The 17,213-nt window shown below is 72.8% G+C and carries 15 protein-coding genes and 1 tRNA gene; 10 read left to right on the top strand and 6 right to left on the bottom strand.

Going from position 1 to position 17,213, the window contains the following annotated elements:
• The first annotated feature begins 2 nt into the window (after positions 1-2).
• Complete coding sequence (locus SOM13_RS09415; RefSeq protein ID WP_192060764.1) at positions 3-242, top strand: hypothetical protein; 240 nt, start codon at positions 3-5, stop codon at positions 240-242.
• Positions 243-346: 104 nt separating this feature from the next.
• Here SOM13_RS09415 and pgm read toward each other — a convergent pair whose 3' ends face one another.
• On the bottom strand, positions 347-1,966 hold the full coding sequence (pgm, locus tag SOM13_RS09410) for a phosphoglucomutase (alpha-D-glucose-1,6-bisphosphate-dependent) (protein ID WP_192060763.1): 1,620 nt from the start codon (positions 1,964-1,966) through the stop codon (positions 347-349).
• Between the two features lie 69 nt (positions 1,967-2,035).
• Between pgm and pheA the strand changes: the two genes are divergently transcribed.
• Positions 2,036-2,995 (top strand): prephenate dehydratase, encoded by a 960-nt coding sequence (gene pheA, locus SOM13_RS09405; RefSeq protein WP_320479531.1) that lies wholly within the window; start codon positions 2,036-2,038, stop codon positions 2,993-2,995.
• A gap of 82 nt (positions 2,996-3,077) precedes the next feature.
• Here pheA and SOM13_RS09400 read toward each other — a convergent pair whose 3' ends face one another.
• Entirely contained in the window at positions 3,078-4,130 is a 1,053-nt protein-coding gene (locus SOM13_RS09400) for a diacylglycerol/lipid kinase family protein (RefSeq protein WP_192060761.1), read from the bottom strand.
• Positions 4,131-4,191: 61 nt separating this feature from the next.
• Between SOM13_RS09400 and serS the strand changes: the two genes are divergently transcribed.
• The 8 genes from serS (at position 4,192) to SOM13_RS09360 (ending at position 11,309) form a co-directional block, all read left to right on the top strand.
• Entirely contained in the window at positions 4,192-5,457 is a 1,266-nt protein-coding gene (gene serS / locus SOM13_RS09395) for a serine--tRNA ligase (protein WP_320479530.1), read from the top strand.
• Entirely contained in the window at positions 5,454-6,290 is an 837-nt protein-coding gene (locus tag SOM13_RS09390) for an HAD family hydrolase (protein ID WP_192060759.1), read from the top strand. The genes serS and SOM13_RS09390 overlap by 4 nt, the downstream gene beginning before the upstream one ends.
• A gap of 156 nt (positions 6,291-6,446) precedes the next feature.
• Positions 6,447-6,531: transfer RNA gene (locus SOM13_RS09385), tRNA-Ser, on the top strand.
• Positions 6,532-6,689: 158 nt separating this feature from the next.
• Complete coding sequence (locus SOM13_RS09380) at positions 6,690-7,709, top strand: glycoside hydrolase family 6 protein (RefSeq protein WP_192060758.1); 1,020 nt, start codon at positions 6,690-6,692, stop codon at positions 7,707-7,709.
• A gap of 71 nt (positions 7,710-7,780) precedes the next feature.
• Positions 7,781-8,467, top strand: coding sequence for a histidine phosphatase family protein (locus tag SOM13_RS09375; RefSeq protein WP_320479529.1), 687 nt, complete (start codon positions 7,781-7,783; stop codon positions 8,465-8,467).
• Between the two features lie 135 nt (positions 8,468-8,602).
• Positions 8,603-9,238: a DUF3090 domain-containing protein gene (locus SOM13_RS09370; protein WP_320479528.1), complete on the top strand. Its 636-nt coding sequence runs from the start codon at positions 8,603-8,605 to the stop codon at positions 9,236-9,238.
• Positions 9,235-10,005 (top strand): SCO1664 family protein, encoded by a 771-nt coding sequence (locus tag SOM13_RS09365; RefSeq protein WP_320479527.1) that lies wholly within the window; start codon positions 9,235-9,237, stop codon positions 10,003-10,005. Before SOM13_RS09370 ends, SOM13_RS09365 begins: the two co-directional genes overlap by 4 nt.
• A gap of 206 nt (positions 10,006-10,211) precedes the next feature.
• The gene (locus SOM13_RS09360) at positions 10,212-11,309 is read left to right on the top strand and encodes a phosphate ABC transporter substrate-binding protein PstS (RefSeq protein WP_320477945.1); all 1,098 of its coding nucleotides are present in this window, start codon (positions 10,212-10,214) and stop codon (positions 11,307-11,309) included.
• 361 nt (positions 11,310-11,670) lie between these two features.
• Here SOM13_RS09360 and SOM13_RS09355 read toward each other — a convergent pair whose 3' ends face one another.
• The 4 genes from SOM13_RS09355 to SOM13_RS09340 all read right to left on the bottom strand — a co-directional run bounded on the left by SOM13_RS09355 (position 11,671) and on the right by SOM13_RS09340 (position 17,150).
• Positions 11,671-12,576, bottom strand: a complete 906-nt coding sequence (locus tag SOM13_RS09355; protein ID WP_320479526.1) for an NmrA family NAD(P)-binding protein — start codon at positions 12,574-12,576, stop codon at positions 11,671-11,673.
• A 151-nt stretch (positions 12,577-12,727) separates the two neighbouring features.
• Positions 12,728-13,420, bottom strand: a complete 693-nt coding sequence (locus SOM13_RS09350; RefSeq protein ID WP_320479525.1) for a response regulator transcription factor — start codon at positions 13,418-13,420, stop codon at positions 12,728-12,730.
• The gene (locus SOM13_RS09345; protein WP_320479524.1) at positions 13,417-14,883 is read right to left on the bottom strand and encodes a histidine kinase; all 1,467 of its coding nucleotides are present in this window, start codon (positions 14,881-14,883) and stop codon (positions 13,417-13,419) included. The genes SOM13_RS09350 and SOM13_RS09345 overlap by 4 nt, the downstream gene beginning before the upstream one ends.
• A 104-nt stretch (positions 14,884-14,987) precedes the next feature.
• Positions 14,988-17,150 carry a serine hydrolase domain-containing protein gene (locus SOM13_RS09340; protein WP_320479523.1) on the bottom strand — a complete coding sequence of 721 codons (2,163 nt, stop codon included), beginning with the start codon at positions 17,148-17,150 and terminating at the stop codon, positions 14,988-14,990.
• Positions 17,151-17,213 lie beyond the last annotated feature (63 nt).

The raw sequence follows: 17,213 nt of genomic DNA, 5'->3' as shown, positions 1-17,213 counted from the left end.
CCATGCGACGTCCGCCCGCCGACGAGAAGCCCGCCACAGGTCGACAGCTCGTCATCATCGGCCTGGTCTTCGTCGCACTCGGCGTGGGGGCGTTCCTCGCTTTCAGCTACTGGGACTGGCGCGGACGGATCGAAGGGATCGCCCTGTTCGGCGTGCCGGTCGGCATCATCGTGATCTTCTGGGGCATCGTCCTGTCGGCCCGCGACACGGTGCGTCGCCTGCGCGCCCGTCGCGACGACTGACGCGCGGTCTCGGGGCAGCAAGACGGGCGTGTTCGTCCGACAAGGGCGACCGAAGTCGCCCGTCCGTCGCGAACACGCCCGTCGGGCGGTGCGGGAGGCGCGGCTCAGCCCTGCAGCGCGGCGTCGACGATCTGCTTGGCCTCGGCCTGCACGCGGGCGAGGTGCTCGGGCCCCTCGAACGACTCGGCGTAGATCTTGTAGACGTCTTCGGTGCCCGACGGGCGGGCGGCGAACCACGCCTTGTCGGTGACGACCTTGAGACCGCCGATGGACGCGCCGTTGCCGGGTGCCTCGGTGAGCTTGGCGGTGATCGGGTCGCCCGCCAGCTCGGTCGCCGTGATGTCGTCGCCGCTCAGCTTGCCGAGGCGGGCCTTCTGGTCTTTCGAGGCGGCGGCGTCGACCCGTTGGTAGACGGGGTCGCCGAACTTCTCGACGAGCTCGGCGTACAGCTGCGAGGGCGTCTTGCCCGTGACGGCGAGGATCTCGCTCGCGAGCAGTGCGAGCAGGATGCCGTCTTTGTCGGTCGTCCACACGGTGCCGTCGTGGCGGAGGAACGACGCGCCCGCGCTCTCTTCGCCACCGAAGCCGACCGAGCCATCGACGAGTCCGGGTACGAACCACTTGAACCCGACCGGGACCTCCCACAGGCGTCGCCCGTGCGACTCTGCCACCTGGTCGATGATGCTCGACGAGACCAGCGTCTTGCCGATGGCGGCGTCGTCGCGCCACTGCGGGCGGTGCGTGTAGAGGTAGTCGATCGCGACGGCGAGGTAGTGGTTGGGGTTCATCAGCCCGCCGTCGGGGGTGACGATGCCGTGGCGGTCGGCGTCGGCGTCGTTGCCGGTCAGCACGTCGAACTCGTCTTTGCGGTGCACGACGCTGGCCATGGCCGAGGGGCTCGAGGGATCCATGCGGATCTTGCCGTCCCAGTCGAGGGTCATGAAGCGCCAGGTCGGGTCGACGCCGGGGTTGGTGACGGTCAGGTCGAGGCCGTAGACGTCGCGGATGGCGCCCCAGTACGCGACGCTCGCGCCGCCCAGGGGGTCGGCGCCGATGCGGACGCCGGCCTTCTTGATGGCCTCGATGTCGATGATGTTGGCGAGGTCGCCGACGTAGCCGCGGAGGAAGTCGTGCCGACCCGGGCTGCCGTCGCCGCGCACGACGTCGACGTTGCCCGCGGCGATTATCTCGTTGGCGCGGGTGGCGATCCAGTTCGTGGCCTCGCTGTCGGCGGGGCCGCCGTGCGGCGGGTTGTACTTGAAGCCGCCGTCGCGGGGCGGGTTGTGGCTGGGGGTGACGACGATGCCGTCGGCCTTGTCGGTGTGCGCCGGGTCGGCGTTGTACACGAGGATCGCGTGGCTGAGCGCGGGGGTCGGCACGTAGCCGCCCTCGGAGTCGGCGAGCACGTGCACGCCGTTGCCGACGAGCACCTCGACCGCCGTGCGCTCGGCCGGCCCGCTGAGGATGTGCGTGTCGCGCCCGATGAACAGCGGCCCGGTGATGCCCTGGCCCGCGCGGTACTCGACGATCGCCTGCGTGATGGCGGCGATGTGCGTCTCGTTGAACGCCGAGTCGAGCGACGAGCCGCGGTGACCCGAGGTGCCGAAGACGACCTTCTGCTCGGGGTCCGAGACGTCGGGCACGAGTTCGTAGTACGCGGCCGAGACCTCTTCGGGGTCGATGAGGTCGCTGGCTTCGGCGGGGGTTCCGGCTCGGTCTGTCATGAGGTCATCCTGGCACCAGCCGCCGACGTTCGTCGCAGTGTCTCCACAGGCCTCAGTAGGCTCTCGGACATGCCGACCACCGCCTCCTCGTCGATCTACAGCTATCTGGGCCCGGCGGGCACGTTCACCGAGGCCGCGCTGAAGCAGGTGCCCGAGGCCGTGGGTGCCGAGTGGCGCAGCGTGAACAACGTGGGCGAGGCGCTCGCCGACGTCGTCGCGGGTCGCAGCACCGCCGCCATGATCGCGATCGAGAACAGCGTCGAGGGCGGCGTCAGCGCCACTCAGGACGCGTTGGCGACCGTGCCGGGCCTCCGCATCGTGGGCGAGTACCTGGTGCGGGTCGACTTCGTGCTCGTGGCCCGTCCGGGCACCCGCCTCGAGGAGGTGCGGGTCGTCAACGCGCACCCGGTCGCCTACGCCCAGACCCACCTCTGGCTCGAGGCCAACCTGCCCGGCCACGGTCACATCCCGGCCAGCTCGAACGTCGCGGCCGCCGCCGACCTGCTGCGCGCCGACCGCGGCCAGGGCGAGGCGGACGCCGCCGTCGCACCGCCCGGCATCACCGCCCACCACGACGTCGAGGTGCTCGCGACGGGCATCGGCGACAACGCGAACGCCGTCACGCGCTTCGTGCTGGTCAGCCGCACGGTCCCCGTACCGCCGGCGACCGGCGCCGACAAGACGAGCCTGATCGTCGAGCTGCCCGTCGACGGCGCCGGCGCCCTGGTCGACATGCTCGAGCAGTTCGCGACCCGGGGCATCAACCTGAGTCTCATCCAGTCCCGACCGATCGGCGACGCCCTCGGCCGGTACCGGTTCGTGATCGACCTCGAGGGTCACGTGCTCGACGAGCGCGTGGCCGACGCCCTGCTCGGCCTCAAGCGGTTCAGCCCGAACGTGACGTTCCTCGGCTCGTACCCGCGCGCCGACGGCTCGCCTGTCGAGGTGTCGCCCCGGTACGACGACGAGGCCTTCGTCGACGCCCGCGACTGGCTGCGCGGCCTCGTGTCGGGCGTGGACCCGGCGTAGCGGGCGGCGCGGACGCCAGAGCCAGCGCGGCCAATCGGGCACCGGTGCAGCGGCCCCAGCGGCCCCAGCGGCCCCAGCGCGACTAAGCGGGAACCCGCACCGTGAGCGCCCCGGGGTCGACCACCGCGCGCAGCGCGACCGCCTTGCCCACCGAGTCGCCGTCGATCTCGAAGTCCTGGGCGCTCTCGAGCCGCACGACGAGCTTCTTCCCCTTGTTGTAGCGGAGCGTGCGCACCTCGCGCGAGTTCGCGGCCATGATGCGGCGCCCGACGTGGCTGCGCCGCAGCACCCCGTTCTCCCACACGATCTTGATCCAGATCTGCGCCCAGCCGATGACGCCCTCGGGCCTCAGCGCCACGATGTCGAAGATGCCGTCGTCGACGGCGGCGTCGGGCAGCAGCATTATGTTCGCGGGCAGCAGGCCGCAGTTGCCGACGATGATCGTGTGCGCGCTCATCGTCTTCGTCTCGCCGTCGTCGAGCTGGTACCGCACGTCGATCTTGTTGTCGTCGCGCAGCGCCCGGGCGATGGCGTCGACGTAGGCGAGCCAGCCGACCCGTCTCTTCAGCTCGTCGTTCGTGTTCGCGAGCATCTTGGCGTCGAGCCCGACGCCCGCCATCACGACGAACACCTTGGTCTCGCGGTCGCCGTTCTCGCGCTCGATGTCCACGACGCCGAGATCGATGTCGCGGTCGCGGCCTCGGAAGGCCGTCGCGATCGAGTCGTCGAGGCGGTCGAGCGTGAGCGACAGGTTGCGGGCCAGCAGATTGCCGGTTCCCGAGGGCAGCAGCGCGAGTGAGGCGTCCGACCCGCGCAGCGCCTCGGCCACCGCCCGGACGGTGCCGTCGCCGCCGGCCGCGATCACCATCGACGCACCGTCGGCGAGCGCGGTCGCCGTCACCGCGCCTCCTGGATCCTCCTTCGACGTCTCGTAGTACCGCGTCGGGCCCCACCCGGCGTCGTCCTGGTGCCGGAGCACCGACGCGCGGATGGTCTTCAGGTCGACCTTGATCGGGTTGTAGACCACGGCTGCCGTCCGCACGGCGGTCGCATCGCGACCCGCCCCACCCTCGGAGGCGGCCGACGGGGCCTCGGTCGACGAGGGCCTCTCGGCGGGGGAGGAGGAGGTCGTCATGCAGCAAACCTAGGCGACGCCGGACCGAGGAGGCGCGGCGAATCTCTTTTAGGATGGTCGCGTGATCGATCCCCAGCTGCTGCGCGACGCCCCCGACCTCATCAAGACGAGTCAGCGTGCCCGGGGTGAGTCCGAGTCGGCGGTCGACGACGCCGTCGCGGCCGACACGGCCCGCCGGGCGGCCATCGCGGCGTTCGAGGAGCTGCGAGCGGAGCAGAACGCGTTCGGCAAGACCGTCGCGAAGGCTCCGAAAGACGAGAAGAAGGCGCTCGTCGCCCAGGCGCAAGAGCTGGCCGGCCGGGTGAAGGCCGCGCAGGCCGAGTCCACCGAGGCCGACGCCGCCTTCGACCGCGCCATCCGGGCGATCGGCAACCCGATCATCGACGGGGTCCCCGCGGGCGGCGAAGAGAACTTCACCACCCTGCGCGAGGTCGGCACTCGACGCGAGTTCGACTTCGAACCGCTCGACCACGCCGACCTCGGCGAGAAGCTCGGGGCGATCGACATCAAGCGCGGCACGAAGGTGTCGGGCTCGCGGTTCTACTTCCTGCGGGGCATCGGCGCCCGACTCGAGCTCGGCATGATGAACATGGCGCTCGACCTCGCCCTCCAGAACGACTTCACGCCGCTCATCACCCCGACGCTGGTGCGGCCCGAGATCATGGCCGGCACCGGGTTCCTCGGCGCCCACGCCGACGAGGTCTACCACCTGCCCGCCGACGACCTCTACCTGACCGGCACGAGCGAGGTCGCGCTCGCCGGGTACCACGCCGACGAGATCCTCGACGTCGAGTCGGGGCCGATCCGCTACGCCGGATGGTCGACCTGCTACCGCCGCGAGGCCGGCGCCGCCGGTCGCGACAACCGCGGGATCCTGCGCGTGCACCAGTTCAACAAGCTCGAGATGTTCACCTACGTGCACCCCGACCAGGCCGAGACCGAGCACCTCGCGCTCGTCGCGTTCCAGGAGCAGATGATGCAGGCACTCGGTCTGCACTACCGCGTGATCGACGTCGCGGCCGGCGACCTCGGTTCGAGCGCGGCCCGCAAGTACGACATCGAGGCCTGGGTGCCGACGCAGGGCACCTACCGCGAGCTCAGCAGCACCTCGAACTGCACGACGTTCCAGGCGCGTCGCCTCGACATCCGCTACCGCACCGAGAGCGGCAAGACGGCGCCGGTCGCGACGCTGAACGGCACGCTGGCGACGACGCGCTGGCTCGTGGCGATCCTCGAGACGCACCAGCAGCCCGACGGTTCGGTCGTGGTGCCCGAGGCGCTGCGCCCCTACCTCGGCGGCCTCGAGATCATCGAGCCGGTCGCATGACGAACGCCTCGGCCGCCGCGGCGGCTCTGCCCGACGACGAGCAGTGGCTCGTCTGCCTCGACATCGACGGCACCATCATGCAAGAGACCGGCACGATCAGCGACGCGGTCTCCGACGAGATCCGGCGCCTGGCCTCCGACGGCCACCAGGTGATGATCGCCACCGGTCGCTCGGTGTCGATGACGCTGCCGGTGCTCGAGCGGCTCGGTCTGGTCTCCGACTACGTCGTCTGCGCCAACGGGGCCATCACGCTCGGCCGTGACGAGACGGCGCCGACCGGCTACCGGCAGGTCTTCGTCGAGGAGTTCGATCCCACCGAGGTGCTGACGACGATCCGCTCGAACCTGTCCGAGGGCGGCTACGCCGTCGAGGATCGCGACGGGGTGATGCGCTACTGCGGCACGTTCCCGGTGATCGAGGCCGCCGGCAACGCCGAGAAGGTCGAGTTCGAGCGACTGGGCGAGCGACCCGCGACCCGCGTCGTCGTGGTGTCGCCCGACCACGGCACCGACGAGTTCCTCGAGGTCGTCGAGCGCATGGGGCTGTCGAAGGTGAACTACAACGTCGGGTGGACGGCGTGGCTCGACATCGCCCCCGACGGCGTGACGAAGGCCACGGCACTCGAGCGGGTGCGCGGGTGGCTCGACGTGCCGCGCGACCGGGTGCTCGCGGCCGGCGACGGACGCAACGACATCGACATGCTGCGCTGGGCCTCGGCCGAGGGTCGCGGCGTGGCCATGGGTCAGGCGCCCGACGACGTGGTCGAGGTCGCGAGCGAGCAGACCGGCAGCGACCTGGAAGACGGCCTGGCGACGGCGCTCGCGACGCTCTAGGTCGCAGAACCCGGGCGAGTCCGGCCATAACGGGCGTCGGCACCCGCCCGGCCTGGCCGCACACGCCCGCCTTCGCGCTCATGGTCGCCCCCTGGCGCCTCCGGCGCCGTCCGGTAGACTCGGCGGCGGTCGCCGGGGTACGCCCCGTGCAGGCCGGGAGGGCTGTCCGAGCGGCCGATGGAGCTTGTCTTGAAAACAAGTGGGCAGAGATGTCTCGTGGGTTCGAATCCCACGCCCTCCGCATCCGACCGGCACCGCGCCTCCTCGGCGGACGGCTGTCCGATATCCGCTGTGCCCCGAAGACGGGGCTACGCCGCGCGACGAGACATGGTGCACTTGGTGAGGCCGTGAGCACATCCGCCCACACCCGAGGCCCGACACCCCGCAAGGATCCATCCCATGACCCGTCTCGCATTCGCGAGCGTCGTCGCCGTCGGTGCACTCGTTCTCGCCACAGGCCTCGCCTCCATCGTCCCGGCCTCGTCGGCTGACGCCGCGACGACCGGCACGGCCACCGTCACGCGCGCCACGATCAAGACCGCCCCCACCAGCACGATCTACGCGGGCGGGCTCTACGTGCAGAAGTCGAGCGAGGCCTCGCGCGCCGCCGACGCCCTGGCGAAGCAGGGCCGCACGAAGGACGCCGCCGCCGCCCGCACCATCGCCGGGCAGTCCGTCGCCATCTGGCTGGGCTCGTGGTACACCGACGCGCAGCTCGTCGAGGTCGTCCGCTACAACCTCGCCGAGGCGAAGAAGGCCGGCACGACCCCCGTCTTCGTCACGTACGACATCCCGAACCGCGACTGCGGCGGCTACTCGGGAGGAGGCGCGGCGTCGTCCACCGCGTACCTCGCCTGGAACCAGCGCATCGCCGACACCCTCAAGGGCCACAAGGCCGTCGTGATCGTCGAGCCCGACGCGCTCGCCCACCTCAGCAGCTGCCCCGAGCTCGCGACGGGTCGTGAGGCCCTGATCAAGAAGGCCGTCACGGCTCTGAGCAACGCCGGGGTGCCCTCGTACATCGACGCCGGCAACTCGAACTGGGTGCCCGCCGACGTCATGGCGAAGCGGCTCGTCGCGGCGGGGGTCGGCGTCGCCCGGGGCTTCGCGACCAACGTCTCGAACTACTACCCGGTCGCCGCCGAGAACGCCTACGCGCAGAAGGTGTCGAAGGCGGTAGGAGGCGCGAACTACGTCATCGACGTCTCCCGCAACGGACGCGGCTGGAAGGGCACCTGGTGCAACGCGCCCGGCGCCGGGCTCGGCGTGAACCCGCACCGCACGAGCGGCACGGGCAAGCTCGACGCCCAGCTCTGGATCAAGACGCCGGGCGCCAGCGACGGCCCGTGCGGGGGCGGCCCGGCCGCCGGCGTGTGGTTCCCGTCGTACGCGACGGCCCTGGTGGCCAACCGCCCGTAGCGGGGTAGCCGGCGACGGGTGCGCCGGCGGACGGGTGCGTCGACAGCGGGCCCGCCCGTAGGCTCCGGGGTATGGCAACAGTCCTCCTCGTGCGGCACGGCCGCACCACCGCGAACGCCAGCGGTCTGCTCGCCGGTCGCACGCCCGGCGTCGATCTCGACCGCGTCGGCCGCGAGCAGGCGGCCCGCACCGCCGAGCGCATCGCCGACATCCCGGTCGTCGCGGTCGTGTCGAGCCCGCTCGACCGGTGCCGCCAGACCGCCTCGTTCATCATCGACCGCCAGCAGGGGCCGCTCGACAGCCCGCTCGACGACGGCATCACCGAGTGCGACTACGGCGACTGGCAGGGTCGCTCGCTCGGCGACCTCGCGAAAGAGCCGCTCTGGTCGGTGGTGCAGTCGCAGCCCTCCGCCGTCGTGTTCCCGGGCGGCGAGGCGATGGCGACGATGCAGTCGCGGGCGGTCGCCGCGGTCCGTCGCCGCGACGCCGAGATCGAGGCGGAGCACGGGCCCGGCGCCGTCTGGGTCGCCGTCAGCCACGGCGACATCATCAAGTCGGTGCTCGCCGACGCGCTCGGCATGCACCTCGACCTCTTCCAGCGCGTCTCGGTCGGCCCCGCCTCGGTCTCGATCGTCCGGTACGGCGCGCACCGGCCCGACGTGATCGCGACGAACACCGACTCGGGCGACCTGTCGTGGCTCCGGGCTGCGGCCCCGACGGGCGACGCACCCGTGGGCGGGGGTGCGGGGCACGCCTGACCGGCGCCGCGCCTCCTGACGGGGCCGCGCCTCGCGCCTTCAGGAGGTGCGGGTCGCGCCTGACCGGCACCGCGCCTCCTGACGGGCACCGCGCCTCCCGGGTCACTCGGCGGGTCACGCTCGTAGGATGAGCGCATGCCAACAATCGTGCACGGATTCGACTGGCCCGACCGTTTCGTCGTCGGCACCATCGGTCAGCCGGGGGCACGCGCCTTCTACCTGCAGGTCCGCGCCGGGGCCCGCGTCGTCAGCGTGGGGCTCGAGAAGCAGCAGGCCGCGGTGCTCGCCGAGAAGGTCGACGAGCTGCTCGACGAGCTCAAGGCGGCCGAGGGTCGCGGCAACCCCGTCACCATCCCCACCGACACACCGGCCGAGCTGCTCGACGACGAGCCCCTCGACCAGCCCGTCGCCCCCGAGTTCCGCACCGGCGCCATCAGCCTCGGCTGGGACCCGTCGACCGCGCAGGTGGTCATCGAGGCGTTCCCCCTGATCGAAGACGACGGCACCGAGTCCGACGACTCCGAGCTAGGTTCCGGCGGCGGTCTCGACGGGTTCTCGTTCGAGCCGTCCGCCGACGACCCCGAGCTCGCCATGCTGGCCGAGGCGGTCGAGCCCGCCGAGCTGCTGCGCGTCCGCATCCCCGTGGGCACGGCGAGGGCCTTCGCCACCCGCACGCTCGGCATCGTCCGCGCCGGTCGTCCGCTCTGCCCACGCTGCGGCAACCCGCTCGGCCCCGAGGGCCACGACTGCCCCGCCGGCGACCTCTGGTGAGCGACGAGGTCGACCTCGACGGCGCCGAGCTCGAGCTCACGGCGCGACTGACCACGGCCTCGAACGCGACCTTCGTCGGGCTGATCGGCGACCGCGAGGTCGTCTACAAGCCGAGCCGCGGCGAACGCCCTCTGTGGGACTTCCCCGGCGGCGACCTCGCCCGGCGCGAGGTCGCCGCCCACCTCGTCTCCGAGGCGCTCGGCTGGGACATCGTGCCGCGCACCTGGCTGCGCGACGGACCGCACGGGCCCGGCATGGTCCAGCTCTGGTGCGAGATCGACCCCGAGCACCCCGCCGTCGACCTGCTGCCGACCGACGAGGTGCCGGGAACCGGCTGGCGCACGGTGCTCGAGGGCTCCGACGAAGACGACCGGCCCGTCTCGCTCGTGCATGAAGACAGCACGGCCCTCCGCCGCATGGCCGTGTTCGACGTCGTCGTCAACAACGCCGACCGCAAGGGCGACCACGTGCTCGCCCTCGCAGACGGCCGCCGCCACGGGGTCGACCACGGTCTGACCTTCCATGTCGAGCACAAGCTCCGAACCGTCCTCTGGGGCTGGATCGGCGACGAGCTCGACGACGACGAGACCGCGGCGCTCCGACGACTCCGCGCCGACCTCGACGGCGACCTCGGCGTCGAGCTGGCCGGCCTGCTGACCGAGGAGGCGCGGGTCGCGACGATCGCGCGCCTCGAGACCCTGCTGGGCGCGGGCCGGTTCCCCGCACCGTCGGGGGAGTCGTCGGCGGTGCCCTGGCCGCTGTTCTGAGCTGACGCTGCTCTGAGCTGACGCTGCTCCGAGCCGGCGCCGTTCTGCGCCGGCGATGTTCTGCGCCCGCGCGTCGGATCGTGACCGTGCTGAGACCGTCCGTTCACCGACAGGACACGGACAGGACGTGAGTGAGACACGAGCTGCAGTCAGATTCTTCTGAGCACCTCGAATCCCTTGCTTTCAGCACCTCACGAAGGAACCCGATGAAACTCAAGCGCACTGGTACCGTCCTGGCGATCGCCGCCGTCGGCACCGTCCTCCTCGCCTCCTGCGCCTCGAACGAAGGCGGCTCGACCAGCCCCTCCGAGAGCGCATCCTCCGACCTGTCCGGCACGATCTCCGGCATCGGCGCCTCGTCGCAGCAGTCGGCCCAGGAGGCCTGGGTCGCCGCCTTCCAGACCGCCAACGAGGGCGTCACCGTCAACTACGACGCGCAGGGCTCGGGCGGCGGGCGCGAGAGCTTCATCTCGGGTGCCGCCGACTTCGCCGGCTCCGACCGCGCGTTCAAGGCCGAGGAGCTCGAGTCGAGCACCTTCGCCGGCTGCACGCCCGACACCGACATCGTCGAGCTGCCCGCCTACGTCTCGCCCATCGCCGTCATCTTCAACGTCGAGGGCGTCGACGAGCTCAACCTCTCGCCCGCCACGATCGCCGGCATCTTCAACGGCTCGATCACCACGTGGGACGCCGACGAGATCGCCGCCGACAACCCCGACGCCGAGCTGCCCAGCACGGCCATCACCGCCGTGCACCGCTCGGACGACTCGGGCACCACCGAGAACTTCACCGACTACCTGCACGCCACGGCCCCCGACGTGTGGACCGAGGAGGCCGACGGAGTCTGGCCCCTCGACAGCGGTGAGGGCGCCAACCAGACCACCGGCATGATCGACGCCGTCACCAACAGCGACGGCACCATCGGCTACGCCGACGCCTCGCGCGCCGGTGACCTCGGTGTCGCCAAGATCAAGGTCGGCGACGAGTTCGTCGAGTACTCGGCTGACGCGGCCGCCGCCATCGTCGACGCCTCGCCGCGCGAAGAGGGCCGGGGCGAGGGCGACATCGCCATCGAGCTCGACCGCACCTCGACCGAGGCCGGCGTCTACCCGATCGTGCTGATCAGCTACCTGATCGCGTGCGAGTCGTACGAGGACGAGGCGCAGGGCGAGCTCGTGAAGTCGTACCTCAGCTACGTCACGAGCGAGGACGGCCAGCAGGTCGCCGCCGACGCCGCCGGCTCGGCTCCCATCTCGAGCGAGCTGTCGACCGAGGTCGCCAGCGCCATCGAGCTCATCAAGTAGCACCGCGCTCCAGCGCGAGGCCGTCACCCCTGCGGGGTGGCGGCCTCGCTGCGTCGCGGGTGCCGTGCGGGTGCCGTGCGGGTGCCGTGCGGGTTGGGCGGGGCGCCGTGCGGGTTCGGCGGGTTCGTGTCATCGCGGGCGGGTCAGCGCTGACCCGCCGCGGATGACGGGAACCCGCCGCACCCCCATCGGATCGGGAGGCGCGGGTCGGGAGGCGCGGGTCGGCCGGGCGCCGTGCTGCGGGTTGGGCGGGGCGGCGCCGTGCGGGTGCGGCGGGTCCGTGTCATCGCGGGCGGGTCAGCGCTGACCCGCCGCGGATGACGGGAACCCGCCGCACCCCCATCGGATCAGGAGGCGCGGGCTAGGGGCGCGCCGCGAGGTGCTGCTCGAGCACGTCGCGCACCGTCGTCCAGCGGTGGGGGCCGTAGCGGTCGTCGTCGACGTGGTGCAGCTGCGCCTGGCCGCTGAACATGCTGACGAAGTACTGCATCCCCTGCCAGGCGGGGAACGTCTCGTCGCCGCTCTTCGACAGCCGTCGCCCGATCGAGCTCATCGCCGAGAGCGTGCCCGTCGTCCCGGCCCAGAGGAGCTTGAACGGGGTGCCGGTCAGCTCGGTCATCGTCGCCGCGACCTCCCGTGCCGACACCTGCGACCCGGCGACCTCGACGACGCGCGGCGCCTGCGGGTCGAGCGCCGCGAGCGCGGTGATCCGGGCGACGTCGTCCTTCGTGGTGAAGTCGAGCACCTGATCGGCCGACGACCAGAACAGCACCCGGCGGCGGTCGAAGAGGATCATCGGCGCGTCGCCGGTCAGCAGGTCGGTGAACATGCCGTTCAGGATCGACGTCGCCTGGATCGGCGCGGCGTCGACGTCGGCGGCGAACTCGCGGCGCAGCTCGAAGTTGCGGTTGGTGCCGGGGCTGATGCGTCGGTAGTCGGCCGAGTAGTCCGACGGGATGAAGCGCGGCACACCCGCCACCACGGCGGCTGCGAGCAGCGCCCGCTGCGCGTCGACGATCACGGGCCGCACGCCGCTGACCGCCGAGACGACCACCTCGACGCCCGAGACCGCGGCGGCCAGCCCCGCGTGGTCGGTGTAGTCGGCGGTGACGACGTCGATGCGGTCGTCGGCGCCGAACAGCGTGGCCGCCGTGTCGCTGCCGGGCCGGGTCAGGACCCGCAGGTGGACGTCGTGCTCGAGCAGTTCGCGGACGATGCGGCGACCGAGGTCTCCGGTGGCGCCGGCGACGAGGAGGGTGGTGGTCATGGCTGCGGATCGCAATCTGTCGGCCGGTCGACGGGTGGTCGCCAGGGCTCGGGTGGGGGAGGCGCGGGTCGGGGAGGCGATGGCTGGGATCGGGGAGGCGCGGGTCTGGCCGGCGGGATCCGGGAGGCGCGGCCGGGGTCGCGGGGAGCGCTCAGGGCAGCAGACCCGATCGGAACGCCCAGACGACGGTCTGCAGCCGATCGCGTGTGCCGAGCTTGGTCATGACGCGGGTGAGGTGCGACTTGACCGTACTCGTCTCGACGACCAGCCGGTCGCCGATCTCGTCGTTCGAGAGCCCGTCGCCGAGCAGCCGCACGATCTGCTGCTCGCGCTCGGTGAGCACGTCGGGCGAGGGCTCGACGGCCATCGTGCGGCGGCGCCGGGTGAACTCGGCGATCACCCGGCGGGTCGTCGCGCCGTCGATGGCGGCCTGCCCCGCCGCGAGGCTCCGCACGGCGGCGACGAACTCGTCGGGCTCGACGTCCTTCAGCACGAACCCGCTGGCCCCGGCCTCGAGCGCGCCGAACACGTACTCGTCGAGGTCGAAGGTGGTGGCGACGAGGACGGCCGGAGGCGCGGGGGACTCGACCCGCGCCTCCGGCCCTGCGGAGCCCGGCGCGGGGTCGCCGCCGCCGACGATGGCCCGCGTCGCCGCGATGCCGTCGCCCGCGGGCATGCGGACGTCCATCACGACGACGTCGGGTCGCACCCGGCGGACCAGCTCGACGGCCTCGCGCCCGCCTGCCGCCTCGCCGACGACCTCGATCCCGCCGGACGTCTCGAGCACCACCCGGAACCCCGTCCGCACGATGGCCTGGTCGTCGACCAGCACGACGCGGATCACGCTGGCTCCCCGGGGGTGACCTCGGTGCCGGTCTCGACGGGCAGCTCGAGCCGCACGCGCCAGCGCTGTGCGGCCCCGGCTGCACCGGCCCCGGCTGCACCGGCCCCGGTCGGCGCGGCCACGCCCGCCTCGAGCGCTCCGCCGACCAGCGCCGCCCGTTCGCGCATGCCGACCAGTCCGTACCCGGGGGTGTGCTCCGTGCCGCCGTCGGCGGGCAGGTCGTTCTCGACCACGATGGTCAGCCGCTCGGCGGTCGCGTCGATCGAGAGCTCGACCACCGCGCCGGGGCTGTGGCGGCGGGCGTTGACCAGCGCCTCCTGGACGGTGCGGAACGCCGTCACGTCGGCCAGCGGCGCCAGCACGGGCAGGGTGCCCTGCGACCGGACCTCGACGACCGCTCCGGAGGCGCGGGCCGAGTCGACGAGGCCGGGCACGTCGCCGAGACCGGGCACCGGCACGGTGCCGTTCGCGTCGTCGCCGGTCTCGCGGAGGATCCCGACGATCGACCGGAGGGCGTCGAGGGTCTCGCGGCCCTGCGCCCGCACGCTCCGCAGCGACTCCTTCGCGCGGTCGGGGTCGGCGTCGACCAGTCGCTCGGCCGCCCCCGCCTGCACCACGAGACCGGTCAGATGGTGGGCCGCGACGTCGTGCAGCTCGCGCGCCATGCGGGTGCGCTCGGCGGCGACCGCCTCGCGGGTGCGCGTCGCCTGGTGCTCGACCGTCTCGGCGGCCCGCGCCCGGGCGTCGCGGTCGTGGCTGCGCCGGAGGGCGACCCACGAGCCGACGGCCGCGCTGACCCCGATGACGAGCACGCCCGTCGCGAGGAGTGCGAGGACCTCGACGACGACGCCGGAGGCCCCCTCGCCGTACAGCTGCGCGCCGGGCGTCGAGACCGCGTCGCCGCCGCCCAGTCGCCGGGCGACGACGTCGGTCGCGCCGACGACGGCCCCGACGGTCGCGACGCCGATCGCCCCGAGCGACGCCCCGACGGCGACGCGCGTCGACCGGAGCGAGCCCACCGTGTAGGCGGCGACGACGGGCGCAGCCGTCCAGAGGGCGATGCCCGACGGCACGACGGCCAGCAGACCGGCCTGAAGGACCGCGACGACCAGCAGCACGGCGACCGGTCTGACCCGTCGCAGCGCGAGCGGCGCGCACTGGACGACGGCCAGCACGACCATCACGGTGATCTGCGGGCTCGAGGGCCCGCGCGGCGCGACGCCGAGCTCGCCGGTGGCGAGGAGCCCGCCGAGCAGGGCGAGGGTGACCACGCCCCACACGGCGGCGAGCACGATGTCGCGACCGAGAGGGGAGCGGACCCCGAGGCGACCGAGCACCCGCCGCGTCGTCGCGACACCGGGGCCGGTGCCGGCGCCGGGGGCGAGGGCGCTGGCGTCGCGTGCCCCGGCGTCGACTGCCCGGGCGTCGAGGGCCCCGGCGTCGGCGGCCTGGTGCGATGTCATCGTCCGAGCATGCCAGGTGCCGGTCGGCGCGGTGGCGCCGTCCGACCGCGACGGTGAGCGGTCGCGCCCCGGAGTGCCCTGTGGAGGAGTCGTCGGCCCGTGCATCAGAAGCTCACGCTCGGAGCGATGAGGCGGAACGCGAACGCGAACCCGGCGAGGGCGACGAGGGCGACGACGACGAGCACCCGGCCGGTGACGACCGCCCAGCCGCGTCGTGCCCGGACGGCCTGCCACGCGACGATCGCGGCGGGCACGACGGCCAGCACGCCGAGCAGCTGAAGCGCCTGCAGCACCCGCAGGGTCGTGGCCGACACCTCGGCGAACGACATGGCCTGCACGGCGACGACCGCCCAGCCGACGAGGGCGAGCATCGTCGACGCCTGCCCGAGTCGGGAGAGCAGCAGCGTCCGGTCGCGACGGCGCGGTGCGGTGCGGGGCGCGACGGCGGTGCCCGGAGCCGGGGCGGTGCCGCGGCGGGAGCTCGACCCGAGACCGGCGAGCGCGGTCGCGGGCCAGACGATCAGCGACACCAGCAGCACCACGACGGAGGCGATGACGAGGGGCAGGGCGACCGACGCCGCCTGCCAGGGCTCCGCCCGCAGCATGGTGAAGGAGGCGCCCCACGAGATGGCGGTCACGGTCGCGTCCGGGTCGGTCGCGTCGTCCGTCCGCGTCGCGAGCACGGCGTCTCCGCCCACCTCGCGCCACAGGTCGGGCTCGATCTGCTCGTAGACGCCCGTGGTGACCCCGAGCGGCTTCGGGGTGACCGAGACGGTGCCGTCGGCGCGCGGGGCGACGACGGTCTGACCGCTGAGCGCCAGCAGCGACCCGAAGTTCGTCACCGGCGAGCGCGACGAGACGTACGTGCCCGCCAGCGCGGCGGCGTCGGAGCCGGCCGACTCGGCGTCGGAGCCGCTCTCCGCGACCGCACCCGCGCCTCCTCGGCTGTCGCTCTCGTCGGCGCTCTCGTCTGCGCTGCCGCCCGTGCTCTCACCCGCGTCGCGCAGGTAGCGGTCGGCGAAGCCCTGCAGCACGGTGGTCCGCAGGTCCAGGGAGTCGGTAGCCGAGCGCCCGCTGCCGTTCATCGTGATGAAGATGCCCGCGTCGTGCTCGGGGAAGATCCGCATGGCCGTGTGGAACACCTGGGTGTCGCCGTCGTGCCCGAAGGCCGGGACGCCGGGGGTGCTGTCGTCGAAGAACGCGAGGTCCATGCGCTGCCCGGCGGCCAGGGTGCCGAGGTCGTCGGAGTCGAGGGCGGGGCGGTGCATCTCGGCGAGCGCGTCGTCGCCGAGCAGCGAGGCCCCGTCGGGCAGCTCGCCGAGATGCGCGAGCATGAAGCGGGCCATGTCGGTGGCGCTCGAGGTCATCGCGCCGGCGGGGGCCGCGTTGACGACCTCCGTGGGCGACGCCGGCTTCGAGTCGTCGGCGTAGCCCTTCGCGAGGCGGGCGTCGAGGGCGTCGGGCAGCGGCTGCTCGAACGACGACGAGGTCATCCCCGCCGGCTCGAACACGTCGTGCTGCAGCAGCTCGGCGAACGGCTCGCCGCCGACCCGCTCGGCGATGTAGCCGGCGAGGGTGGCGCCGTAGTTCGAGTAGGCGGGCGTCGTCCCGGGCGCGTAGACCTGCGCGGGCGGCGCGGCCGAGACGGCGTCGTGCAGCGACACCTCGCTGCCGGGGGTGCCGATCAGGCCCGAGATGACCTCCTCGAAGCCCGCGGTGTGCGTCAGCAGGTGCCGCAGGGTGATCGCGCCCTTCGGGGTGTCGAGGTCGAAGTCGAGGTACTGCTGCACGTCGGCGTCGAGGTCGAGGTCGAGGTCGCCGCGTTCGACGAGCTGCATGATCGCCGTCGCCGAGACGACCTTCGAGACGGAGCCGACGCGGAACAGGGTCTCGTCGGGGTCGACGGGCACGACCGTCCCGCTCTCGGTGCCCGTGTCGGCGACGCCGTAGCCCCGTGCGGTGAGCAGCTCGCCGCCCGAGACGACCGACACGGACGCCCCGGGGATCCCCGTCGTCTGCAGCGCCGAGCCGACGGCCCCGTCGAGCCAGCCGTCGACGTCGTCGGCGGTCAGGGTGTGCCCGCCGGGCTGGTGGCGGGGAGGCGCGGGAGGCGCGGTGTCGGCGGTCGCGCCGCTCGCGGCCCCCGCGGAGCACGCGGCGAGCGGCAGGGCGAGGGCGACGGCGGCCGTCGCGGCGGCGAGTCGGGGCAGGAGGCGCGGCGCACGGGGGCGACGCCGCGGCGGTCGGATGGTCGGTGTCGTTGTCATACCTCTACGCTCGCCGTCGCGGCCGCGCCGCACAGGAGGCGCAGGTCGGGACATCGCCTACGA

It is taken from the genome of Frigoribacterium sp. CFBP9030 (genome assembly GCF_034045195.1).
Taxonomy (GTDB): Bacteria; Actinomycetota; Actinomycetes; order Actinomycetales; family Microbacteriaceae; genus Frigoribacterium.
Note: the sequence above shows the minus strand (reverse complement) of the source record. Positions and strands in the feature narration are given on the sequence as shown.

Bases quoted from the DNA above. Each gene is read 5' to 3' on its own strand.
- SOM13_RS09370 (WP_320479528.1), top strand. From the start codon at position 8,603: ATGCCAACAATCGTGCACGGATTCGACTGGCCCGACCGTTTCGTCGTC.
- SOM13_RS09380 (WP_192060758.1), top strand. From the start codon at position 6,690: ATGACCCGTCTCGCATTCGCGAGCGTCGTCGCCGTCGGTGCACTCGTT.
- SOM13_RS09375 (WP_320479529.1), top strand. From the start codon at position 7,781: ATGGCAACAGTCCTCCTCGTGCGGCACGGCCGCACCACCGCGAACGCC.
- SOM13_RS09400 (WP_192060761.1), bottom strand. From the start codon at position 4,130: ATGACGACCTCCTCCTCCCCCGCCGAGAGGCCCTCGTCGACCGAGGCC.
- SOM13_RS09355 (WP_320479526.1), bottom strand. From the start codon at position 12,576: ATGACCACCACCCTCCTCGTCGCCGGCGCCACCGGAGACCTCGGTCGC.
- pheA (WP_320479531.1), top strand. From the start codon at position 2,036: ATGCCGACCACCGCCTCCTCGTCGATCTACAGCTATCTGGGCCCGGCG.
- SOM13_RS09415 (WP_192060764.1), top strand. From the start codon at position 3: ATGCGACGTCCGCCCGCCGACGAGAAGCCCGCCACAGGTCGACAGCTC.
- pgm (WP_192060763.1), bottom strand. From the start codon at position 1,966: ATGACAGACCGAGCCGGAACCCCCGCCGAAGCCAGCGACCTCATCGAC.
- SOM13_RS09360 (WP_320477945.1), top strand. From the start codon at position 10,212: ATGAAACTCAAGCGCACTGGTACCGTCCTGGCGATCGCCGCCGTCGGC.
- SOM13_RS09340 (WP_320479523.1), bottom strand. From the start codon at position 17,150: ATGACAACGACACCGACCATCCGACCGCCGCGGCGTCGCCCCCGTGCG.
- SOM13_RS09390 (WP_192060759.1), top strand. From the start codon at position 5,454: ATGACGAACGCCTCGGCCGCCGCGGCGGCTCTGCCCGACGACGAGCAG.
- SOM13_RS09345 (WP_320479524.1), bottom strand. From the start codon at position 14,883: ATGACATCGCACCAGGCCGCCGACGCCGGGGCCCTCGACGCCCGGGCA.